Source organism: Mycobacterium lacus, assembly GCF_010731535.1.
GTDB lineage: Bacteria > Actinomycetota > Actinomycetes > Mycobacteriales > Mycobacteriaceae > Mycobacterium > Mycobacterium lacus.
Genome location: NZ_AP022581.1, coordinates 33,035 through 54,612 on the forward strand (window position 1 = coordinate 33,035; position 21,578 = coordinate 54,612).

The 21,578-nt window shown below is 67.3% G+C and carries 24 protein-coding genes; 17 read left to right on the top strand and 7 right to left on the bottom strand.

Features of this window, described 5'->3' with window-relative positions; all coding sequences use genetic code 11:
* Nucleotides 1-31: 31 nt before the first annotated feature.
* A complete protein-coding gene (locus G6N24_RS00145; protein ID WP_085162159.1) occupies nt 32-1,213 on the bottom strand; it encodes an acyl-CoA dehydrogenase in 1,182 nt (393 codons plus the stop codon).
* 159 nt (nt 1,214-1,372) lie between these two features.
* On the opposite strand from G6N24_RS00145, the gene G6N24_RS00150 reads away from it, so the two are divergent.
* From G6N24_RS00150 to G6N24_RS00205, 12 genes are all read left to right on the top strand, one after another.
* On the top strand, nt 1,373-1,564 hold the full coding sequence (locus G6N24_RS00150; RefSeq protein WP_085162158.1) for a ferredoxin: 192 nt from the start codon (nt 1,373-1,375) through the stop codon (nt 1,562-1,564).
* A gap of 33 nt (nt 1,565-1,597) precedes the next feature.
* Nucleotides 1,598-2,503, top strand: coding sequence for a 3-oxoacyl-ACP reductase (locus G6N24_RS00155; protein WP_085162157.1), 906 nt, complete (start codon nt 1,598-1,600; stop codon nt 2,501-2,503).
* Between the two features lie 140 nt (nt 2,504-2,643).
* Nucleotides 2,644-3,408 (top strand): MlaE family ABC transporter permease, encoded by a 765-nt coding sequence (locus G6N24_RS00160; protein ID WP_085162156.1) that lies wholly within the window; start codon nt 2,644-2,646, stop codon nt 3,406-3,408.
* A 34-nt stretch (nt 3,409-3,442) separates the two neighbouring features.
* Nucleotides 3,443-4,285, top strand: a complete 843-nt coding sequence (locus G6N24_RS00165) for an MlaE family ABC transporter permease (RefSeq protein ID WP_085162155.1) — start codon at nt 3,443-3,445, stop codon at nt 4,283-4,285.
* 12 nt (nt 4,286-4,297) lie between these two features.
* Nucleotides 4,298-5,500, top strand: coding sequence for a virulence factor Mce family protein (locus tag G6N24_RS00170; protein WP_085162154.1), 1,203 nt, complete (start codon nt 4,298-4,300; stop codon nt 5,498-5,500).
* Complete coding sequence (locus tag G6N24_RS00175; RefSeq protein WP_085162153.1) at nt 5,500-6,552, top strand: virulence factor Mce family protein; 1,053 nt, start codon at nt 5,500-5,502, stop codon at nt 6,550-6,552. Before G6N24_RS00170 ends, G6N24_RS00175 begins: the two co-directional genes overlap by 1 nt.
* Before the next feature lie 79 nt (nt 6,553-6,631).
* Nucleotides 6,632-7,663 carry a virulence factor Mce family protein gene (locus G6N24_RS00180; protein ID WP_232070655.1) on the top strand — a complete coding sequence of 344 codons (1,032 nt, stop codon included), beginning with the start codon at nt 6,632-6,634 and terminating at the stop codon, nt 7,661-7,663.
* Nucleotides 7,663-9,045 (top strand): virulence factor Mce family protein, encoded by a 1,383-nt coding sequence (locus G6N24_RS00185; protein ID WP_085162152.1) that lies wholly within the window; start codon nt 7,663-7,665, stop codon nt 9,043-9,045. Before G6N24_RS00180 ends, G6N24_RS00185 begins: the two co-directional genes overlap by 1 nt.
* Nucleotides 9,042-10,196 carry a virulence factor Mce family protein gene (locus G6N24_RS00190; RefSeq protein WP_085162151.1) on the top strand — a complete coding sequence of 385 codons (1,155 nt, stop codon included), beginning with the start codon at nt 9,042-9,044 and terminating at the stop codon, nt 10,194-10,196. Before G6N24_RS00185 ends, G6N24_RS00190 begins: the two co-directional genes overlap by 4 nt.
* Before the next feature lie 11 nt (nt 10,197-10,207).
* Entirely contained in the window at nt 10,208-11,890 is a 1,683-nt protein-coding gene (locus tag G6N24_RS00195; protein ID WP_085162150.1) for a virulence factor Mce family protein, read from the top strand.
* Nucleotides 11,890-12,603 carry a mammalian cell entry protein gene (locus G6N24_RS00200; protein ID WP_085162149.1) on the top strand — a complete coding sequence of 238 codons (714 nt, stop codon included), beginning with the start codon at nt 11,890-11,892 and terminating at the stop codon, nt 12,601-12,603. Before G6N24_RS00195 ends, G6N24_RS00200 begins: the two co-directional genes overlap by 1 nt.
* Complete coding sequence (locus G6N24_RS00205; protein WP_085162148.1) at nt 12,603-13,085, top strand: mammalian cell entry protein; 483 nt, start codon at nt 12,603-12,605, stop codon at nt 13,083-13,085. The genes G6N24_RS00200 and G6N24_RS00205 overlap by 1 nt, the downstream gene beginning before the upstream one ends.
* 251 nt (nt 13,086-13,336) lie before the next feature.
* Here G6N24_RS00205 and G6N24_RS00210 read toward each other — a convergent pair whose 3' ends face one another.
* From G6N24_RS00210 to G6N24_RS00230, 5 genes are all read right to left on the bottom strand, one after another.
* A complete protein-coding gene (locus tag G6N24_RS00210) occupies nt 13,337-13,915 on the bottom strand; it encodes a hypothetical protein (protein ID WP_085162147.1) in 579 nt (192 codons plus the stop codon).
* 76 nt (nt 13,916-13,991) lie between these two features.
* Nucleotides 13,992-15,476, bottom strand: coding sequence for an alpha,alpha-trehalose-phosphate synthase (UDP-forming) (locus G6N24_RS00215; protein WP_085162146.1), 1,485 nt, complete (start codon nt 15,474-15,476; stop codon nt 13,992-13,994).
* Complete coding sequence (locus tag G6N24_RS00220) at nt 15,477-15,641, bottom strand: hypothetical protein (RefSeq protein WP_139822538.1); 165 nt, start codon at nt 15,639-15,641, stop codon at nt 15,477-15,479.
* A 47-nt stretch (nt 15,642-15,688) separates the two neighbouring features.
* Nucleotides 15,689-15,991: a PadR family transcriptional regulator gene (locus G6N24_RS00225; RefSeq protein WP_085162145.1), complete on the bottom strand. Its 303-nt coding sequence runs from the start codon at nt 15,989-15,991 to the stop codon at nt 15,689-15,691.
* Between the two features lie 34 nt (nt 15,992-16,025).
* Nucleotides 16,026-16,454, bottom strand: a complete 429-nt coding sequence (locus G6N24_RS00230) for a DoxX family protein (RefSeq protein WP_085162169.1) — start codon at nt 16,452-16,454, stop codon at nt 16,026-16,028.
* A gap of 119 nt (nt 16,455-16,573) precedes the next feature.
* On the opposite strand from G6N24_RS00230, the gene G6N24_RS00235 reads away from it, so the two are divergent.
* The 4 genes from G6N24_RS00235 to G6N24_RS00250 all read left to right on the top strand — a co-directional run bounded on the left by G6N24_RS00235 (nt 16,574) and on the right by G6N24_RS00250 (nt 19,859).
* Nucleotides 16,574-17,230, top strand: coding sequence for an ABC transporter ATP-binding protein (locus tag G6N24_RS00235; RefSeq protein ID WP_275997570.1), 657 nt, complete (start codon nt 16,574-16,576; stop codon nt 17,228-17,230).
* A complete protein-coding gene (locus G6N24_RS00240; protein WP_085162143.1) occupies nt 17,227-18,033 on the top strand; it encodes an ABC transporter permease in 807 nt (268 codons plus the stop codon). Before G6N24_RS00235 ends, G6N24_RS00240 begins: the two co-directional genes overlap by 4 nt.
* Nucleotides 18,034-18,035: 2 nt before the next feature.
* Nucleotides 18,036-18,938, top strand: coding sequence for an enoyl-CoA hydratase (locus tag G6N24_RS00245; RefSeq protein WP_085162142.1), 903 nt, complete (start codon nt 18,036-18,038; stop codon nt 18,936-18,938).
* Nucleotides 18,939-19,025: 87 nt separating this feature from the next.
* Nucleotides 19,026-19,859, top strand: a complete 834-nt coding sequence (locus tag G6N24_RS00250) for an SDR family oxidoreductase (RefSeq protein ID WP_085162141.1) — start codon at nt 19,026-19,028, stop codon at nt 19,857-19,859.
* Here the strand turns inward: G6N24_RS00250 and G6N24_RS00255 are convergent.
* On the bottom strand, nt 19,842-20,747 hold the full coding sequence (locus G6N24_RS00255; protein ID WP_085162168.1) for an NAD(P)-dependent oxidoreductase: 906 nt from the start codon (nt 20,745-20,747) through the stop codon (nt 19,842-19,844). The genes G6N24_RS00250 and G6N24_RS00255 overlap by 18 nt on opposite strands.
* Before the next feature lie 38 nt (nt 20,748-20,785).
* On the opposite strand from G6N24_RS00255, the gene G6N24_RS00260 reads away from it, so the two are divergent.
* On the top strand, nt 20,786-21,577 hold the full coding sequence (locus G6N24_RS00260; protein ID WP_085162140.1) for an SDR family NAD(P)-dependent oxidoreductase: 792 nt from the start codon (nt 20,786-20,788) through the stop codon (nt 21,575-21,577).
* The last annotated feature ends 1 nt before the right edge of the window (nt 21,578 follow it).

Consider the following 21,578-nt stretch of genomic DNA (forward strand, 5'->3'; position numbering starts at 1 on the left):
AATCCCCGTCCCTTAGAACGTTCTCAAATGCTCAGCGGTTGGCCCGGGGCAGTCCCAGCGCGGTCATCCCGATAATGTCGCGCTGCACTTCGTTGGTGCCGCCCCCGAAGGTCAGGATCAGGCAGGCCCGGTGCATTCGCTCCACCCGGCCGCGCAGCAACGCGCCCGGCGAATCCTGACGCAGCGTCGCCGCGGTACCCAGCACCTCCATCAGCAGCCGGTAGGCCTCGGTGGCCAGCTCGGTCCCGAACACCTTGGCCGCCGATGCGTCAGCCGGTGACGGCGCTTCATCCTGCGAAGAAGCCAGCTCCCAGTTGATCAGCTTGAGCACCTCGGCCTTGGCGTGCACCCGGGCCAGGTTGAGCTGCACCCATTGGGCGTCGATGAGCCGGGCGCCGCTGTCGTCCTTGGTGTTCTGTGCCCATTCGCGAACCTCGCGCAGGCACAGGAAGATTGGCGCCGACGACACCAGCGCCACGCGCTCGTGGTTGAGCTGGTTGGTCACCAGCCGCCAGCCGCCGTTCTCCTCGCCGACCCGGTTGCTCACCGGCACCCGGACATCGGAGTAGTAGGTGGCACTGGTGTCGGGACCGGCCATGGTGTGCACCGGTGTCCAGGAGAAGCCGTCCGCGGTGGTGGGCACGATCAGCACCGAGATGCCACGATGTTTCTTGGCCTCGGTGTTGGTGCGCACCGCCAACCAGACGTAGTCGGCGTACTGGATCAGGCTGGTCCACATCTTCTGGCCGTTGATCACGTAGTCGTCGCCGTCGCGTACCGCGGTGGTGCGCAGGCTGGCCAGGTCGGTGCCGGCGCCGGGCTCGGAGTAGCCGATCGAGAAGTGCAGATCCCCGGCGGCAATGCGCGGCAGGAAGAACTTCTTCTGCTCCTCGGTGCCGTAGGCCATGATGGTCGGCGCCACGCTGTTGATCGTCAGGAACGGCACCGGTGCGCCCGCGATGGCCGCCTCGTCGGTGAAGATCAGCGAGTCCATCGGGGAGCGGTCCTGGCCGCCGTACTCCTTGGGCCAGTTCAGGGTGAGCCATCCGTCCTTGCCCATCTGGGCGACCGTCTCCCGGTAGACGTTGCCGACGCCGATTTCGCCCCCGACCGCCCTCAGCGCCTCGCGGCGCTCCGGCGTCATCAGCGTGGTGAAGTACGACCGCAGCTCGCGACGCAGCTCCTCCTGTTCGGGGGTGTAACTGATGCGCATTTCAGCCGCCTCCGGTCAAAGTCACTCGCCAACCGCTACCCATTCGTTCCCCCGGTTGTAACACGTTCTAGTCTGAGGGTCCAGCGGCGGTTTCGCCGGACGCGTCGTCGTATGGTGGGGTAGGTAACCAACCGCGGTCGAAAGGTCAAGGAGGACACCGTGCGAGTGATAGTGGACCGTGACCGGTGCGAGGGTAACGCGGTGTGCCTGGGAATCGCGCCAGATATCTTCGACCTGGACGACGAGGACTACGCCGTCGTGAAGACCGATCCGATTCCGCCGGACCAAGAAGATCTGGCCGAGCAGGCGATCGCCGAATGCCCGCGTGCGGCGCTATTGCGCCAAGACTAGCGACGACTAGCCCAAACTAGAGGTATTCATCAATTGAGTAGCAACACGAACGCGACCGACCTATCCGGAAAGGTCGCGGTGGTCACCGGTGCGGCCGCGGGCCTGGGGCGGGCCGAGGCGCTGGGCCTGGCCCGGCTGGGCGCCACCGTCGTCATCAACGACGTCGCCGCCGCCCTGGACGCCTCCGACGTCATTGACGAGATCACCGGCACCGGCTCGAAGGCGGTCGCGGTGGCCGGCGACATCAGCCTCCGTGAAACGGCCGACGAACTCCTCGCGACGGCCGACGGGTTGGGCGGACTGGACATCGTGGTCAACAACGCCGGCATCACCCGGGATCGGATGCTGTTCAACATGTCCGACGAGGACTTCGACGCCGTCATCGCCGTGCACCTGCGTGGCCATTTCCTGCTCACCCGTAACGCGGCCACCTACTGGCGGACTACGGCCAAAGACGGCGGGGGCACGATCTACGGTCGGATCGTCAACACCTCGTCGGAGGCGGGCCTGGTCGGGCCGGTCGGGCAGGCCAACTACGGCGCCGCCAAGGCGGGCATCACCGCGCTCACCCTGTCGGCCGCCCGCGCGCTGGGCCGCTACGGGGTGTGCGCCAACGTGATCTGCCCGCGCGCGCGCACCGCGATGACGGCCGACGTCTTCGGCGCGGCGCCGGAAGACGGCGACGTAGACCCGTTGTCGCCCGAGCACGTGGTGACCCTGGTGCAGTTTTTGGCGTCCCCGGCGGCCGCGGACGTCAACGGCCAGGTGTTCATCGTCTACGGTCCGCAGGTGACGCTGGTGGCCGCGCCGAGCGTGGAGCGTCGGTTTAACGCGGATGGTCCGGCCTGGGACCCGGCTCAGCTCACCGCGACGTTGCGGGACTACTTCGCCGGCCGGGATCCGGAACGGAACTTTTCGGCTATCGATTTGATGCGCTGATCAGGCCCGCGCCCGCAACGGCTCATCGACACCCGGAACATGTTCTCGTTACTATGGGCCGGCCCAGACCGAGCAATGTGTCCCCTGGGCGTGGCCGGGGGACATAGACTTCGCCGCGAGCGACAGATGGGGGGACCGCGTTGATCCAACAATTTGCGGTTCCGGCCCGGGCCGTCGGCGGGTTCTTCGAGATGTCGATGGAGACCCTTCGCGCCGCTTTCCGCCGGCCGTTTCAGTTCCGTGAGTTTCTGGATCAGACGTGGATGGTCGCCCGGGTGTCGCTGGTCCCGACGCTGCTGGTCTCCATCCCGTTCACGGTCCTGGTGGCGTTCACCCTCAACATCCTGCTGCGCGAAATCGGCGCGGCCGACCTGTCCGGCGCCGGAACGGCGTTCGGCACCATCACCCAGCTGGGCCCGGTCGTGACGGTGCTCGTCGTGGCCGGTGCGGGCGCCACCGCGATCTGCGCCGACCTGGGGGCCCGTACCATCCGCGAGGAAATCGACGCGATGCGGGTGCTGGGCATCGACCCGATCCAACGGCTGGTCGTCCCCAGGGTTTTGGCGTCGACGTTGGTCGCGTTGCTGCTGAACGGCTTGGTGTGCGCCATCGGCCTGTCCGGCGGCTACGTCTTCTCCGTCTTCCTGCAGGGCGTCAACCCGGGCGCGTTCATCAACGGGTTGACCGTGCTCACCGGGCTGCGCGAGCTGGTGCTTGCCGAGGTCAAGGCCCTGCTGTTCGGGGTGATGGCCGGGCTGGTCGGGTGTTACCGGGGCCTGACCGTCAAGGGCGGGCCCAAGGGCGTCGGAAATGCGGTCAACGAAACCGTCGTCTACGCGTTCATCTGCCTTTTCGTCATCAACGTGGTCATGACCGCGATCGGCGTACGAATCTCCGCGAAGTAACACGCGATGGTGAGCGAGCGATGGTGAGCATGCGATGAGCTACGACGCCACCCTGCGGTTTCGCCGCATCATGTCGAGGTTCCAAAGGCCGGTCGACAACTTCGGCGAGCAGGCGCTGTTCTACGGCGAGACCGTGCGCTACATCCCCAACGCCCTCACCCGGTACCGCAAGGAGACGATCCGGCTGGTCGCCGAGATGACGCTGGGCGCGGGAGCGCTGGTCATGATCGGCGGCACGGTCGGGGTCGCGGCCTTCCTGACGCTGGCGTCTGGTGGTGTCATCGCGGTGCAGGGCTACTCGTCGCTGGGCGACATTGGCATCGAGGCGCTGACGGGATTCCTGTCGGCGTTTCTCAACGTCCGCGTCGTTGCGCCCGTGATCGCGGGTATCGCCCTGGCGGCCACCATCGGGGCCGGGGCCACCGCCCAACTGGGTGCCATGCGGGTGTCCGAGGAGATCGACGCCGTCGAATGCATGGCGGTCCACTCCGTTTCGTATCTGGTGTCCACCCGACTGATCGCCGGCCTGATCGCGATCATCCCGCTGTATTCGCTGTCGGTGCTCGCCGCGTTCTTCGCCGCCCGGTTCACCACGGTGTTCATCAACGGACAATCCAAAGGCCTCTACGACCACTACTTCAACACCTTCCTCATCCCGTCCGACCTGCTGTGGTCCTTCCTGCAGGCCATCGTGATGGCCATCGCGGTGATGCTGGTGCACACCTACTACGGCTACAACGCCACCGGCGGATCGGTCGGCGTCGGCATCGCGGTCGGGCAGGCTGTGCGGACTTCACTGATCGTGGTCGTCGTGATTACTTTGTTCATCTCGCTGGCGGTATACGGCGCTCAAGGTAACTTCAACCTCTCGGGGTAGCTAAAGGAGACGATGGCAAAGACCGGATCGCGACGCACTTCTGTCAGGCTGGCCGCGGCGGTGCTGGCCGGCCTGCTGGTGGCGTTCGCGGTCCTGACCTACCTGTCCTACACCGCGGCTTTCACCTCGACCGACACCGTCACCGTCAGCGCCCCGCGCGCCGGGCTGGTGATGGAGCAGGGTGCCAAGGTCAAATACCGCGGCATCCAGGTCGGCAAGGTCACCGACATCCGCTACAGCGGCGACCAGGCGCGGCTGACGCTGGCCATCAACAGCGCCGAGCTGGGATTCATCCCCGCCAACGCGACGGTGCACATCGCCGGCAACACCATCTTCGGCGCCAAGTCGGTCGAATTCGTTCCCCCCACGACCAAGCCGCTAGGCCCGCTGCGTCCGGGTGCGCACGTGGAGGCCTCGGCGGTGCAGCTGGAGGTCAACACGTTGTTCCAGTCGCTCATCGACCTGCTGCACAAGATCGACCCGGTCGAATTGAATGGGACCCTGAGCGCTTTGTCCGAAGGTCTGCGCGGCCACGGCGACGATCTGGGTGCGCTGCTGTCGGGGCTGAATACGCTGACGCGCCAAGCGAATCCGAAGCTGCCCACGCTGCAGGAGGACTTCCGTAAGGCGGGCGTGGTGACAGGCGTCTACGCCGACGCCGCCCCCAGCCTGAACACCGTGTTCGACAACCTGCCGACGATCAACAGGACCGTCGTGGACCAACAGAACAACCTCAACAACACGCTGTTGGCCACGATCGGGCTGGCCAACAACGCCTATGAGACGCTGGCGCCGGCCGAGCAGAACCTCATCGACGCCATCAACAGGCTGCGCGCTCCCCTCAAGGTGGCCCAGGACTACTCACCGGAATTCGGCTGCCTGTTCAAGGGAATCGGCCGTGGTATCAAGGAGTTCGCGCCGTTGATCGGTGTCCGCAAGGCGGGCCTGTTCACGTCGTCGAGCTTCGTGCTGGGCGCGCCGTCGTACACGTATCCGGAGAGCCTGCCGATCGTCAACGCCTCCGGGGGTCCGAACTGCCGTGGGTTGCCCGACATCCCGACCAAGCAGACCGGCGGCTCGTTTTACCGTGCGCCGTTCCTGGTCACCGACAACGCCCTCATCCCGTACGAGCCATTCACCGAGGTGCAGGTGGACGCGCCCTCGACGCTGCAGTTCCTGTTCCACGGCGCTTTCGCGGAACGGGACGACTTCTGATGGCGGGCTCGGGCGTGCCGTCGCACCGGTCGATGGTGATCAAGGTCAGCGTCTTCGCGGTGGCCATGCTGATAGTGGCCGCGGCCCTGATCGTGGTGTTCGGTGACTTCCGGTTTGGTCCGTCAGGCACTTACCACGCCACCTTCACCAACGCGTCGCGGTTGACGGCCGGCCAGAAGGTGCGCATCGCCGGGGTGCCCGTCGGCAAGGTGCAGGGTGTCAGGCTCAACCCGGACAACACCGTCGACGTGAAATTCGGAATCGACAAGCGCTACACGCTGTACTCGTCGACGCGCGCGGTGATCCGGTATGAAAACCTGGTCGGCGACCGATTCCTGGAGATCACGTCGGGCCCCGGGGAACTCCGCAAGCTGCCGCCGGGCGGGACCATCAACGTCCAACACACCCAGCCCGCGCTGGATCTCGATGCGTTGCTGGGCGGGCTCAAACCGGTGCTCAAGGGCCTGGAGGCGGACAAGATCAACACGATCAGCAGCGCCGTCATCGAGTTGCTGCAGGGCCAGGGCGGCGCGTTGAACAACGTGCTGGCCGACACCGGTGCGTTCTCGTCGGCGCTGGGCAGGCGCGATCAGCTCATCGGCGACGTGATCAACAACCTCAACACGGTGCTGGGGACCATCGACCAACGCAGCGCGCAGTTTTCGGCGAGCGTCGACCAGTTGCAGCAGCTGATCACCGGGCTCGCCAAGAACAAGGACGCGATCGCCGGCGCCATCGGTCCGCTGTCGTCGACGACGACGGATCTGACGGAGCTGCTGCGCAATTCGCGCCGGCCGCTGCGGGGCATCTTGGAAAACGCCCGGCCGCTGGCCACCGAGCTGGACGACCGCAAGGCCGAGATCAACAACGACGTCGAGCAACTGGGCGAGGATTACCTGCGCCTGTCCGCACTCGGTGCCTACGGGTCGTTCTTCAACATCTACTTCTGCTCGGTGACGATCAAGATCAACGGGCCGGCCGGGAGCGACATCCTGCTACCGCTGGGCGGCCAGGTGGACCCCAGCAAGGGGAGGTGCGCCTTTGCCAAGTAGTTCGACGCCCAGTGGTGATCGCAAGCGCGGCGGTGCCGGGCGCAGCGGGTCACCACCTAACAAGCGTAGTCGGGACCCGTTGCGCACCGGCATCTTCGGCTTGGTGCTGGTGGTCTGCATCGTGCTGATCGCGTTCGGCTACAGCGGGCTGCCCTTCTGGCCGCAGGGCAAGACCTACGACGCCTACTTCAGCGATGCCGGTGGCATCACCCCCGGTAACGCGGTCCTGGTCTCGGGCGTCAAGGTGGGCAAGGTGTCCGGCGTGAGCCTGGCCGGTGACACCGCCAAGATCACCTTCAGCGTCGACCGCAAGATCGCCCTCGGCGACCAGTCGCTGGCCGCGATACGGACCGACACCATCCTCGGCGAGCGCTCCGTCTCGGTGAGCCCGGCCGGCACCGGACATGCGACCTCCATCCCGGTGAGCCGGACCACGACGCCCTACACGCTCAACGGTGCGCTCGAGGATCTCGGTGAGAACGCGAACAACCTGAACAAGCCGCAGTTCGAGCAGGCCCTGAACGTCCTCACCGAGGCGTTGCACGACGCCACCCCGCAGCTGCGGGGAGCGCTGGACGGCGTGACGTCGCTGTCGCGAACGCTGAACCGCCGTGACGAGGCCCTGCAGGGCCTGCTGGCGCACGCCAAGACGGTGACGTCCGTGTTGTCCGACCGTGCCGCACAGGTCAACAAGCTGATCGATGACGGCAACCAGCTGTTCGCCGCGCTCAGTGAACGGCGTGCGGCGCTCGGTCAGCTGATCGCGGGGATAGACGACGTCTCGGCGCAGCTGTCCGGATTCGTCGCCGACAACCGCAAGGAGTTCGGCCCGGCCCTCTCCCAGCTCAACCTGGTGCTGGCCAACCTCAACGAGCGCCGCGACTACATCACCGAGGCCCTCAAACGGCTGCCCACCTACGCGACCACGCTGGGCGAGGTGGTGGGCTCCGGACCCGGATTCAATGTCAACGTCTTCGGCGCGATCCCGGCGCCGTTGGTAGCGGCGATGTTCGACTTCTTCTACCAGCCGGGCAAGCTCCCGGACAGCCTCGCCGACTACCTGCGCGGGATGATTCAGGAACGCTGGATTATCAGGCCGAAGTCACCGTGATGAAGCAACGTTTCGGCGGCCGCGGGCTGCGCACCGTCACCGTCGTCGCGCTGGTCGCGGCGCTGGTGGGGGGCGCCGTGGTGCTGTTCGCGACGGGCGGCGGCGGCCGAAAGATCACCGCCTACTTCACCTCCGCCGTCGGGCTCTACCCCGGGGACCAGGTCCGGGTTCTCGGGGTGCCGGTGGGCGAGATCGATACGATCGAACCGCGGCCGTCAGACGTCAAGGTCACCATGACGGTGTCCGGGGACGTCAAGATTCCCCGGGACGCCAAGGCCATCATCATGTCGCCGAACCTGGTGGCGGCGCGGTTCATTCAGCTCACCCCGGCATACACCGGCGGGGCGGTGCTACCCGACGGCGCGACCATCGATCTGGACCGCACCGCGGTCCCGGTGGAATGGGACGAAGTCAAGGAGGCGCTGACCAAGCTGTCGGTCCAGCTCAGTCCGGCGGCCGGAGAGATGCAGGGACCGCTGGGCGCCGCGATCAATCAGGCCGCGAAAACCTTTGACGGCAAAGGTGATTCGTTTCACAATGCGTTTCTTGAGCTATCGCAGGCCGCGGGCCGGCTCGGGGATTCGCGCAACGATATCTTCGGCACCGTCAAGAACCTGCAGGTCCTGGTCGACGCGCTGGCGGCCAGCAACGAGCAGATCGTGCAGTTCGCGGGGCACGTGGCGGAGGTGTCGCAGGTGCTCGCCGACAGCTCACGCGACCTGGACCATACTCTCGGCACGCTCAACCAGGCGCTCTCGGATGTCAGGGGATTCCTGCACGCCAACAACTCGACGCTAATCGAAACGGTCAACCAACTGAGCGACCTGACCCAGACGTTGAGCGACCAGAGCGAGAACATCGAACAGGTGCTGCATGTGGCCGGCCCGGGGATCGCCAACTTCTACAACATCTATGACCCCGCGCAAGGCACCTTGAACGGTCTGTTGTCGCTGCCCAACTTCTTGAACCCGGTCCAGTTCATCTGCGGCGGTTCCTTCGACACCGCCGCCGGGCCATCGGCGCCCGACTACTTCAGGCGCGCCGAGATCTGTCGCGAACGGCTGGGACCGGTGCTGCGCCGCCTCACCGTGAACTACCCGCCGATCATGTTCCACCCGATCAACACGATCACGGCGTACAAGGGCCAGATCATCTACGACACCCCGGCGACCCAGGCCAAGGCCGAGACACCGGTCCCGGAGTTGACGTGGATACCGGCGACGCCGACGCCTCCGGCCCCGGCGTCGAATCAGACCGATCTGCAGGCCCTCCTGGTTCCGCGGGCGCCCGGACCCCAGCCGGGCTACGGCCCGTTGCCCGGTCCCGCGCCCGGATCCGTGGCGCCAGGGCCGCCGCCTACCGAGCGGGGGGCTGGCGGGTGAACCGAATCTGGTTGCACGGCAGCGTATTAGCTTCCAGCAGCGTACTGCTGGCCGGTTGCAGTTTCGGCGGGCTGAACTCCCTGCCGATGCCCGGCACCGCCGGCCACGGCAGCGGCGCGTACTCGATCACCGTCGAAGTGCCGGACGTGGCGACGCTGCCGCAGAACTCCCCGGTCATGGTCGACGATGTCACCGTGGGCAGCGTGTCGGGAATATCCGCCGAGCAACGGTCCGATGGATCTTTTTATGCCGCGGTGAAGTTGGCGCTGGACAAGAATGTGGTGCTGCCGGCCAACGCGATCGCGAGGGTCGCCCAGACGTCGCTGCTGGGGTCGCTGCACATCGACCTGGCCGCGCCGACCGATCAACCCCCGAAGGGCAGGCTGGTCGACGGGTCGAGGATCCCGGAGTCGAACACGGGCCGCTTTCCCACCACCGAGGAGGTGTTCTCGGCACTCGGTGTGGTGGTCAACAAGGGCAATGTCGGTGCGCTGGAAGAGATCACCGACGAGGTGTACCAGGCCGTGGCCGGCCGGCAGGGTCAATTCGCCGACCTGGTGCCCAGGCTCGCGGAGCTGACGGCCGGACTCAACAAGCAGGTCAACGACATCATCGACGCGGCCGACGGGCTGAACCGGTTTGCCGCGATCCTGGCGCGCGACAAGGACAGCCTCGGCCGGGCGCTGGACACGTTGCCCGAGGCGGTTCGCGTGCTCAACAAGAACCGGGACCACATCGTCGACGCGTTCGCCGCGCTCAAGAGGCTGGCGACGGTCACCTCGCATGTGCTCTCCAAGACCAAGGTGGACTTCGCCGAAGACCTCAAGGGCCTGTATTCGGTCGCCAAGGCGCTCAATGACAACCGGAAAGACTTCGTCACCTCGCTGCAGCTGTTGTTGACCTTCCCGTTCCCCAACTTCGGCATCAAGCAGGCGGTGCGCGGCGACTATCTCAACGTCTTCACCACGTTCGACCTGACCCTGCGCCGGCTCGGCGAGACGTTCTTCACCACGGCGTACTTCGACCCGAACATGGCGCACATGAGCGAGGTCCTCAACCCGCCCGACTTCCTGGTCGGCGAACTGGCCAACCTGTCCGGACAGGCGGCCGACCCGTTCAAGATTCCGCCGGGTACGGCGTCGGGACAGTAGGGGGCGGCGACGTGATCGACAGACTCACCAAGATCCAGTTATCCGTCTTTGCGGTGATCACGGTGATCACCCTGACCTTGATGGCGATCTTCTATCTGCGCTTGCCCGCCACGTTCGGCATCGGGACCTACGGCGTGAGCGCCGATTTCGTCGCGGGCGGCGGTCTGTACAAGAACGCCAATGTCACCTACCGCGGTGTCCCGGTCGGCCGGGTGGAGTCGGTGGCGCTGAACCCGAACGGCGTCACGGCACGGATGCGGCTGAACAGCGGCACCGCGATTCCGTCGAACGTGACCGCCACCGTGAAGAGCGTGTCGGCCATCGGCGAGCAGTACATCGACCTGGTGCCGCCCGCGAATCCGTCGCCGGGCAGGCTGCGCAACGGATCCAAGATCGAACGAAACAACACCCGAATCGGCCAAGACGTCGCCGAGCTGCTGCGCCAGGCCGAGAAGCTGGTCAACAGCCTCGGCGACACCCGCCTGCGGGAACTGCTGCACGAGGCGTTCACGGCGACCAACGGATCCGGTCCGGAATTGGCCCGGCTGGTCGAATCGGCCCGGTTGTTGGTCGACGAGGCCAACGCCAACTATCCGCAGGTGTCGCAGCTGATTGACCAGGCCGGCCCGTTCCTGCAGGCGCAGATTCGCGCGGGCGCTGACATCCGGTCGCTCGCCGACGGGCTCGCGCGGTTCACCTCGGAGGTCCGTGCGGCCGACCCACGGCTACGCGACACGCTGGCCACCGCACCGGACGCGATCGACGAGGCCAGCACCGCGTTCTCCGGTATCCGCCCCTCCTTCCCGGCGCTGGCGGCCAACCTGGCCAACCTGGGCAGGGTGGGCGTGATCTATCACAAGTCGATCGAGCAGCTTCTGGTGGTGTTGCCGGCGCTGTTCGCCGCGATCATTACGGCGGCCGGCGGCGCGCCGCAAGACGAGGGCGCGAAGCTGGACTTCAAGATCGACCTGAACGACCCGCCGCCGTGCAACACCGGCTTCGTGCCCACCCCGCTGATCCGGTCGCCCGCGGACGAGACGGTGCGGGAGATCCCCAGGGACATGTACTGCAAGACCGCCCCGAACGACCCCAGCACGGTGCGCGGCGCCCGCAACTACCCCTGCCAGGAGTTCCCCGGCAAGCGGGCACCCACGGTGGCGTTGTGTCGTGACCCGAAGGGCTACGTGCCGATCGGCACCAACCCGTGGCGGGGCCCGCCGGTCCCGTACGACACACCCGTCACGAATGGGCTAAACATCTTGCCGCCCAACCATTTCCCGTACATCCCGCCGGGCGCGGATCCGGACCCGGGCATTCCCATTGTCGGGCCGCCGCCGCCCGGTGTGACGCCCGGTCCGGGTCCGGCGCCGCACCAGCCCATGCAGATTCCGCCGCCGCCCAACGACAATGGGCCGCCGCCTCCGTTCACGACGTGGATGCCGCCGGGGTACCCGCCGGAGCCACCGCAGGTTCCGTATCCGAAGTTCCTCGAGCCGCCGCCACCTCCGTTGGGCACCGGTCCCGCGCCCGGCCCGGAACCGCAGGCCGGCGGCGCGGCCTACACGACCTATGACCCGGCCACCGGAGTCTTCCAGGATCCGGCGGGAGGGACCGGTATCTTCGCGTCGGGTGTCGCGGGGGTATCCCGCGCCGAGAATTGGGTGGACCTCATGCTCGCTCCGAAGCCGATGTAGTGGATCCTGTAGTGGCAGAACAACAGTCGACGACGCAACGCGCACGCAGGCGGGCGTCCCGCGCGGCGGGGCCGGCCAAGACCGAACCGAGCGGCGCCGCAGTTGCCCGCGTTGCCGTCCGGGCCGCGGACGAGGCGAAGCCGAAAGTCAAGTCCGCTAAGCCGCTTACCACCCTCCGGCCGCCGCCGCGGCGGCCGGCTCACCGGCTTCTAGTCGGCTGGATCTCGGTCGCCGCCGGGTTGTTGACGATCGCCGCGCTGGCGGGCGGCGTGACCTTCCTGGTCTTCCAGCACCGGGATGCCGAAGCCCGGCTAGCGCGCGAGCAGCGCTTTGTCGACACCGCCACGCAGACGGTGGTCAACATGTTCAGCTACACGCCGGACACCATCGACGAGAGCGTGAACCGGTTCGTCAACGGCACCAGCGGCCCGCTGCGGGGCATGCTCAGCGCCAACAACAACGTCGACAACCTCAAGGGCCTGTTCCGCGCCACCAACGCGACGTCGGAAGCCGTCGTGAACGGCGCCGCCCTGGAGGGCATCGACGCGGTCAGCGACAACGCCTCGGTGCTGGTGTCGGTGCGGGTCACCGTCGCCGACATCGACGGCGTCAACAAGCCGTCCATGCCCTACCGGCTGCGGGTCATCGTGCACGAGGACGAGAACGGACGAATGACCGGCTACGACCTGAAGTATCCGGACGGGGGCAACTGATGCGGCGCCTGGGGGCCGTCGCGGGCGGCCTGCTGGTCGCTGCCATCGTGGGGTTGTCCGCGGCCGGTGGCTGGTTCTACTGGGACCGCGTGCAGGCCCGGGGCGAACAGGCGGCGCGCGCGGTGCTACCCCGGTTGGCCGCCACGGAGATCCCGCGGGTCTTCGGCTACGACTACCAGACCGTCGAGCGCAGCCTGGGCGACGCATACCCCATGCTCACGCCCGACTATCGCGCGGAGTTCCAGAAGAGTGCCAACGCGCAGATCATCCCGGAGGCGAAGAAGCGCGAGGTGGTTGTGCAGGCCAACGTCGTCGGCGTGGGAGTCATGGCCGCCAAGCGGAATTCGGCATCGGTGATGGTCTACATGAATCGCACGGTGACCGACAAGTCGCGGCAGCCGCTCTACGACGGCAGCCGGTTACGGGTGGACTTCAAGCGGATCGGCGGCAAATGGCTGATCGCCTACATCACGCCGATTTAGCCCCGATGCCGACGGTGAATCTGGCGACGCGACGCGCCGACGTCGCGTCGCCAGATTCACCGTCGCGGCCATTATCACCCGAGTCTCCGCGGGTTGCGGTGTCATTGTGTCCGGCTCCCAGCGACAAATCCGCTGCGCGCCTTACATTGTCGCGCCGAGGCGGGCAACCGCGTGCCGGGTCGACCCAGGGATGCGTGGGGCAGGCGTGACTACCGCGACCCAGGACACCGCCGATCTAGCGACCAACATCGCTAGGAGCACATCGCAATGGCGTTGCACTGCAACGGGTAACGCTCGACCGGGCTGGGTGGCGGACCGACCAGCTGCAGTGAAAACGGTTCCTTTTTCAATTCCGCCTGCATGCCACAGACCGCGCCGTGCAGGGTGGTGTGGGTGCCGCTCAATGTTTCGTCGCTGAACGCGTAGGTCTCGGTGGACGGCGCGGTGCCGCCGCCCGGACACGACACGCCCTCGTCCTTGGTGACCTGAAAGGTCCACAGCATGCTCGACATTCGGGCCCTGCCGCTGAAGTTCTGCAGCCGGTCCGCACGGGTGATCTGCTCGGATGTCTCGCTCACCACGTTCAGCGCACAGTTGAACGCCCACACGATGGGGTCGGAGTAGTCGTTCATGTTGCGGGTTCCCGACGGCTGATCGCACAGCGCGGTAATCGTCCAGGTCACTCCGGACACGCCCGCCTGGTTGAAGGTGTACTTGCCATCCGCGGGAGGTCCGAGCGCACGCGCCGGCTCACCCGATTCCCACGCGATTCCCACCGCAACCACGGACAAGATGCCGGCGCCAGCGGCCAGCCCGCGACGGATGTTCACGCCGAGCCTCCCTTCACCGCTGCCATGAGTATCACAGCGATTGGGCGGCAACACCATGGGTTTTGGTCCGCGCCGCTCAGCCGGATTCGTGCGGATGCGCATCGGCGAGCGCGTCGAGAAACGACCGCGCCCATCGATCCACGTCGTGCGCGAGCACCTGGCGCCGCAGCGACCGCATCCGCCGCCGGCCTTCCTCGTCGGACTGGTCGAGCGCCTCCTCGATGGCGTCCTTGACGCGTTCGAGGTCGTGCGGGTTGACCAGATAGGCCTGCCGGAGTTCGGCGGCGGCGCCGGTGAATTCGGAAAGGACCAGTGCGCCACCGAGATCGCTGCGGCAGGCGACGTACTCCTTGGCCACCAGGTTCATCCCGTCGCGTAGCGGGGTGACCAGCATGACATCGCTGGCCACGAAGAACGCGATCAGTTCGTCGCGGGGAACCGGACGGTGCAGGTAGTGCACCACCGGATGGCCCACCTCACCGTATTCGCCGTTGATGTGGCCGACTTCGCGTTCGATGTCGTTGCGCAGGATCTGATAGCTTTCCACCCGCTCGCGGCTGGGTGTGGCCAGCTGCACCAGAACGGTGTCGTCGCGCTTCACGCGACCTTCGGCGAGCAGCTCGGAGAAGGCCTTCAGCCGGACGTCGATGCCCTTGGTGTAGTCGAGCCTGTCGACGCCGAGCAGGATCTTGCGGGGATTGCCGAGTTCGGCGCGGATTTCTCGGGCGCGGCGCCTGATGCTGCGGTCGCGGGCCGCCCGGTCGAGCGCGCTGGAATCGATGGAGATGGGGAAGGCGCCCACCCGGACGGTCCGGGACTCCAGTTGCACCTCGCCGAACCGTGACCGCACGCCGACCGCTCCCCGCGACGTCTCGGCGCCGACCAGCTGGCGGGCCAGGAACAGGAAATTCTGGGCGCCGCCAACCAGATGGAATCCCACCAGGTCGGCACCGAGCAGGCCTTCGATGATCTCGGTGCGCCACGGCAGCTGCATGAACAGCTCCACCGGCGGGAACGGAATGTGCAAGAAGAAACCTATGGTCAGGTCGGGCCGCAGCGTGCGCAGCATCTTCGGTACCAGCTGCAGCTGGTAGTCCTGCACCCATACCGTCCCGCCGTGGGCTGCCGCGCGCGACGTGGCCTCGGCGAACCGGCGGTTGACCTCCACATAGCGGTCCCACCACTCGCGGTGATAGAGGGGCTTGACGATGACGTCGTGGTACAGCGGCCACAGGGTGGCGTTGGAGAACCCCTCGTAGTACCGGGCGACGTCGTCGGCGGACAGGCGCACCGGATGCAGTCGCAGGTCGTCCTGGACGATGGGCTCTTCGTCACCGTCGATTACGCCCGGCCACCCGATCCAGGCCCCACGCCGACGGCGCAGCAGCGGCTCCAAGGCCGTGACCAACCCGCCGGGGCTGCGCTTCCACACCGTGGTGCCGTCGGGAAGCCGCTCCAGATCGACCGGCAGCCGATTGGCGACCACCACAAAGTCGGAATCCCCGGTGGGGGCAGCCTCCGTGCCTGCGGTCCCCTTCTCCCGGCCTGCGCTGGGAGCCATCTAGCTCTCGGGTTTTGCCGGCCCGATCCCAAGCATGGACAGGAAGATCCGGCACTCGTCCGCGTCGGTCGCGTATGCGGCGACAACGCGCCTGGCCTGGCTCGCGGTGCTGTCAGCCAGCGGTTCCACGTCGTCGATTTCGCCGTGGTCAGATTTGGTGGGCATTGCACAACTGTATGCGACGTTCGTAGTGCCGCGCAGACACCGTACATTCACGTCTGGTTTCCCAGCACCTCGTCGGCCAGCTCGCGAAGCGCCCGACGATCCTCGTCCAGTGCCGCACGGCCGGCCGGGGTAGCCCGGTAGACGCGCCGAGTGCGGCCGGCCACCACCCGCTGCCGGGACACCAGCAGCCCGTCGGCCTCGAGGCGGTGCAGGGTCGGATACAAGGTGCCGGGGCTGACCCTGTAGCCATGGCGGCCCAGTTCCTCGGTTAGCCACGCGCCGTGGACCTCGTCGTCGGCGGCGTGATGCAGGATGTGCAGGCGCACCGCGGCCCGCTGGAACTCCCGCATAGGCACCCTCCGAGCGATCGACCGACGTGACTACCTAGACCCTGGTGAGCCGCGCATCCAGTGACCAACGGCCGGGGCCGACCCACAGCAGGAAGACCAATCCGAGCAGCATCGACAGATCGGTCCGTGCATCGTGGGCCATGCCCCAGAAGCCCTCCACACCGAGAAACCCGCCGGGCCGCAGTTCCGGGATCTTGGTCAGTGCGATCGCGCCGGTGATGTCGATGAGCAGCGGAATGGCCGCGATCCGGGTCAGCAGCCCGAGGAGGACCAGTGTGCCGCAGGCGATTTCCACGACCCCGTCCAGATTGGCAAGGAACGCGGGAGCGGGGATTCCGATCCGCTCGAAGCGGCCCGGCCCCAGCTGATGCGGGAACAGGAATTTCTGGACGCCCTCGCTGAGAAACACCAGCCCCACCAACATCCGAATGCAGACCACGGCGGGCGGCCCCTCGGGGTGCAGCAGTCGCCGCCATGAAATTCGGGCCGAACGTGTAGTCGACAACTCGGACTCCGATATCGTGTTCCGATAGTTTTCGGGCCGAGCTTACCCCGGTCCCGAACGGGTGGAGAGGCGCAGTGCTGGACGCGGACTCGGTGTTCGACTTTGTCGACGTTGTGGTCGAACGGGATGGGGTGCGGGCGTTGGACGGATTCAGCGCGACCATTCCGGGGCAGGGAGTGACGGCGGTGTTCGGACCGTCGGGCTCGGGGAAGTCGACCCTGCTGCGCCTGTGCAATCGGCTGGAGGTGCCGACGAGCGGGCGGGTGTCGTTCCGCGGCGAGGACATCGCCGGCATCGACCCATTGTGGCTGCGGCGTCGGGTCGGCATGTGCTTCCAGCGTCCGACGCCGTTTCCCGGCACCGTGGCCGACAACCTGCGCGTCGCCGCGCCGGGGGCATCCGACGCGCAGATGACCGAAACGTTGGCGCGGGTGGCTTTGACGGGATCGTGGTTGGACCGCGACGCGACCGCGCTGTCGGGCGGGGAAGCGCAGCGCATGTGCCTGGCCCGCACGCTGATGGCGCAACCGCGGGTGCTGCTGCTGGACGAGCCCACCTCGGCCGTCGACGCCGACGCGGCCGGCGTGATCGAGTGTGCGGTACGGGAGCTGGCCGACGACGGGATTCCCGCCGTGTGGGTCACCCACGACGCGGCGCAGGTGGAGCGGGTCGCCGATGGCGTCCTGCATATCGAGCGGGGCCGCTGCAAGCCGGGGAACGGGGCCGTGAAATGAGCGGGCAGGTCGGCTGGACAGGGCTGGCGACTTCGCTGGCGCTGGTGGCGTTCGCGGCGGCGATTTCGCTGTGGCAGCGGTTGGGCTTGGAGCGGCAGGTGGTGTGGGCGGCGGCCCGCGCGCTCGTCCAGTTGCTGCTGGTGGGCGGGGCGTTAACGTTGCTCTTCGCGCCGGGCCGGTCGCTGTGGTGGTCGTGGGCCTGGACCGCCGGCATGATCGCCTACGCGGGCGACGTCGCGCGCAGACGTGCGCCGGAGGTGCCTCGGCTGGCTCCGCTGACCATCGCCGCGTTCGCCGCGGCGGCGGCGGTCACCCTGGGCGTGATCTTCGGTCTGCGGGTGTTCCCGCTGCAGGCCCGCACTCTGGTGCCGATCGCCGGGATGATGATCGGCAACTCGATGACCGCCATGGTGCTGGTGGCCCGGCGACTGGTCGACGAGCTGCGTGACAAGCGAGACGAGGTCGAGGCCAGGCTCGCCCTCGGGCAACCGTCTCGCCAGGCCGCCGCCCCGCATCTGCGGATCGCGTTGCGATCGGCGATATCCCCGCAGATCGAAACGACCAAGGCGACCGGGCTGGTGTTCCTGCCGGGCGCCATGACGGGACTCATCCTCGCCGGCGTCCCCCCGGTGCAGGCCGTGCTCGTGCAGGCGGTGGTGATGTTCCTCGTCCTGGGTTCGGTGGCGGCCACCACCGTGGTCGTCGCCCTCGGGCTGGTGCGCCTGGTGTTCACCCGCGACCATCGGCTGCGGCCGCTCGGTCACCCGGCGGGGCCCCGCTTACACAACGGCCGTAACGTGTAAACATGACACTCTCCGACGATCAGCCGGTGGTCTACGAAACCCTCGACGCGGGGCGCATCGCCCGGATCTGGCTCAACCGGCCCACCGAGCACAACGCGCAGAATCGCACCCTGCTGGTCCAGCTCGACGAGGCGTTTTGCCGCGCCGAGGCCGACGACGCCGTGCGCGTGGTGATCCTGGCGGCGCGGGGCAAGAACTTCTCCGCCGGTCACGACCTCGGCTCGGATGCTGCGCTGCTGGAACGCAAACCCGGGCCCGCTCAGCATCCGACCTATCGCTCGCACGGCGCCACCCTGGGCCCGATCGTGGAGAAGCTCTATCACCAAGAGTGGCACTTCTTCTTCGAAAACACCTGCCGCTGGCGCGATCTGCGCAAGATCACCATCGCCCAGGTGCAGGGCAACGCGATCTCCGCGGGGTTGATGCTGATCTGGGCGTGCGACCTGATCGTGGCGGCCGACAATGCGAAGTTCAGCGACGTGGTCGCGGTACGGCTGGGCATGCCGGGCGTCGAATACTATGCTCACCCTTGGGAATTCGGTCCGCGTAAGGCCAAAGAGCTACTGCTGACCGGTGATTCGCTGGACGCCGACGAGGCGCATCGGCTCGGCATGGTGTCCAAGGTCTTCCCGGTCGACGAGCTCGAAGAGAAGACCCTCGAATTCGCGCGCCGCATCGCCGAGCGGCCCACGATGGCGGCGCTGCTGATCAAGGACTCGGTCAACGCCGCCTCCGACGCGATGGGATTCACCGAGGCGCTGCGCCACGCGTTCCATGTTCACCAGCTGGGGCACGCCCACTGGGCGGCCCACAACGAGAACAGGTTTCCGGTCGGCCTGCCGCCCGAGGTCGAGGACTGGCGCACAGCCAAGCCGACCAAGCTGGCCCGCCGCGACACGCCGTAGGGTGGCGAGCAGACATAAAAGCCCCCTAATCCGAGCCGGATTAGGGGGCTTTTATGTCTGCTCGCCAGGCATGGTTCGATGGCTCACGTGCAGCTTTCATTCCAAGACCGGACGTACCTGGTCACCGGCGGCGGCAGCGGGATCGGCAAGGGAGTGGCGGCCGGGCTGGTGGCGGCCGGGGCCTCGGTCATGATCGTTGGGCGCAATCCGGACAAGCTGGCGGCCGCCGTCAAGGAGCTCGAAGTCGTCAAGAGCGCCGGCGGTTCGATCCGCTACGAGCCCGCCGACGTTATCGACGAGGACCAGATCGTGCGTGTGGTGGACGCCGCGACGGCGTGGCACGGCCGGCTGCACGGTGTGGTCCACTGCGCGGGCGGGTCGGAGACCATCGGCCCGATCACCCAGATCGATTCGCAGGCCTGGCGGCGGACCGTCGACCTCAACGTCAACGGCACCATGTACGTCCTCAACCACGCCGCCCGCGAGTTGGTGCGCGGTGGCGGCGGGTCGTTCGTCGGAATCTCCTCGATCGCGGCCAGCAACACGCACCGCTGGTTCGGTGCCTACGGGGTCACCAAGTCGGCCGTCGACCACTTGATGAAGCTGGCCGCCGACGAGCTCGGTCCGTCGTGGGTGCGGGTCAACAGCATCCGCCCCGGCCTGATTCGCACGGATCTGGTTGCGCCCGTGATAGATTCACCGGAGCTGAGCGCGGACTACCGCCTCTGCACGCCGTTGCCTCGGGTGGGTGAGGTCGAGGACGTCGCCAACATGGCGATGTTCTTGCTCAGCGATGCGGCCGGCTGGATCACTGGGCAGGTCATCAACGTCGACGGTGGCCACATGTTGCGGCGCGGCCCCGACTTCTCCGCGATGCTGGAACCCGCGTTCGGCGCTGACGGGCTACGCGGAGTGGTCTGACCCTCCAGCGGGCACGGCGCCGGCGTCGCGTTCGGCCAGCATTGTCAGCGCCGACCAATCCAGGTCCTCACCTCCGGTTGCCACCAGGGTGAGTAAGCGGTCGCGCAGCAGGCTGGCGACGGGCATCGGCACCCGCAGGTCTTCCGCGGCGGCGAGCACCAGCCGCACGTCTTTGAGCCCGAGCGGCGCGGCGAAGTCGGCCGGTTGGAACTCCTGGCGTGCGATCTGGCCCCCGTAACTCCGAAACGCCGGCGCGTCGAACAGGGTCGAGGTGAGGATGTCGACGTACTGCAGCTTGTCGACGCCGCCCTTGGCGACCAGCGCGACGGCCTCGCCCAGCGACTCGATGACCGACGCCAGGAGGAAGTTCCCGCTCAGCTTCACCAGGTTGGCGGTGTGTGGCTGCTCGGAGACCACGAAGGTGCGCTGGCCGATCGCGTCGAACAGCGGGACCAGCGGCTGCAGTACCTGCGGTGCGCCCGCGGCGACAACAAACAGTCTCGCGGCAGCGGCCGCCTCGGGCCGCCCGAACACCGGCGCCGCAACATACCGCTGACCGGCATCGGCATGCGCGGCGGCCAGGCGCCGCGACAAGGCCACACTGATGGTGCTCGACGAGACGTGAGTGGCGCTCGTCGCCAGCGACGCCAGCAGGCCGCCCGAGCCGAACGCCACCTTCTCGACGGCGTCGTCGTCGGCCAGCATGGTGAACACGACCTCACCACGACTGGCTTCGGCGACGGTGCCCGCCGCGGCGGCGCCCTGCTGGACGAGGGCCTCCGCCTTGTCGCGCGAGCGGTTGTAAACGGTGACGTGATGACCCGCTTTCAGCAGGTTTGCCGCCATCCCGCCGCCCATGTTCCCCACGCCGATGAATCCGATGTCCATGGCATCCACCATGCCCGCCGTGGTGGAAAATCTGCTAAGTGAGGCGACTAACGGGCAACCGGATCCTGGTGACCGGCGCGGGGTCGGGGATCGGTCAGGCCAGTGCGCTGCGGCTGCTGGACGAGGGCGCGGCCGTGGTCGCTGCCGACATCGCGGCGGACGGCCTGGGCAAGACCCAGGCGCGGGCGGACGAGGCCGCAAGCGGTGACCGGCTCGCCACCCTGCAGATGAACGTCGGCGACGAGAATTCGGTGATCGACGGCGTTTCCTGGGCCGTCGAGAGGCTCGGCGGGCTCGACTCGCTGGTCAACGCGGCCGGCATCTTGCGGGCCGGGCACACGCACCAGACCACGACAGAGCAGTGGAATCAGATCATCGCGGTCAACCTGACCGGCACCTTTCTGGTGGTGCGCGCAGCCCTGCCCGCGCTACTGGCGAATTCGCGTAGCGTGATCGTGAACTTCAGCTCCACGTCGGCATCGTTTGCCCATCCGTATATGGCGGCCTACGCCGCGAGCAAGGGCGGGATCCAGGCCTTCACCCGCTCGTTGGCCCTCGAATACGCGCGTGAGGGTTTGCGCGCGGTGTGCGTGGCGCCGGGCAGCATCAAGTCCGGGATCACCGACGCCACCGGGGGATACCTTCCAAAAGACGCCGACTGGTCGCTGTTCACCAGGCTGATGCCGATCCTGCCCACCACGCTGGAATCCAGCGGCGCGCCAATGGCCGATCCGGCCGCGGTCGCGGGCGTGATCGCGATGCTGGTGTCCGACGACGGCGCGTTCATCACCGGCACCGAGATCCGCATCGACGGCGGCACGCACGCCTAAG

Coding starts and splice junctions, on each gene's coding strand:
- G6N24_RS00145 (WP_085162159.1), bottom strand. CDS start 1,213: ATGCGCATCAGTTACACCCCCGAACAGGAGGAGCTGCGTCGCGAGCTG.
- G6N24_RS00165 (WP_085162155.1), top strand. CDS start 3,443: ATGAGCTACGACGCCACCCTGCGGTTTCGCCGCATCATGTCGAGGTTC.
- G6N24_RS00170 (WP_085162154.1), top strand. CDS start 4,298: ATGGCAAAGACCGGATCGCGACGCACTTCTGTCAGGCTGGCCGCGGCG.
- G6N24_RS00175 (WP_085162153.1), top strand. CDS start 5,500: ATGGCGGGCTCGGGCGTGCCGTCGCACCGGTCGATGGTGATCAAGGTC.
- G6N24_RS00185 (WP_085162152.1), top strand. CDS start 7,663: ATGAAGCAACGTTTCGGCGGCCGCGGGCTGCGCACCGTCACCGTCGTC.
- G6N24_RS00205 (WP_085162148.1), top strand. CDS start 12,603: ATGCGGCGCCTGGGGGCCGTCGCGGGCGGCCTGCTGGTCGCTGCCATC.
- G6N24_RS00215 (WP_085162146.1), bottom strand. CDS start 15,476: ATGGCTCCCAGCGCAGGCCGGGAGAAGGGGACCGCAGGCACGGAGGCT.
- G6N24_RS00220 (WP_139822538.1), bottom strand. CDS start 15,641: ATGCCCACCAAATCTGACCACGGCGAAATCGACGACGTGGAACCGCTG.
- G6N24_RS00225 (WP_085162145.1), bottom strand. CDS start 15,991: ATGCGGGAGTTCCAGCGGGCCGCGGTGCGCCTGCACATCCTGCATCAC.
- G6N24_RS00240 (WP_085162143.1), top strand. CDS start 17,227: ATGAGCGGGCAGGTCGGCTGGACAGGGCTGGCGACTTCGCTGGCGCTG.
- G6N24_RS00245 (WP_085162142.1), top strand. CDS start 18,036: ATGACACTCTCCGACGATCAGCCGGTGGTCTACGAAACCCTCGACGCG.
- G6N24_RS00255 (WP_085162168.1), bottom strand. CDS start 20,747: ATGGACATCGGATTCATCGGCGTGGGGAACATGGGCGGCGGGATGGCG.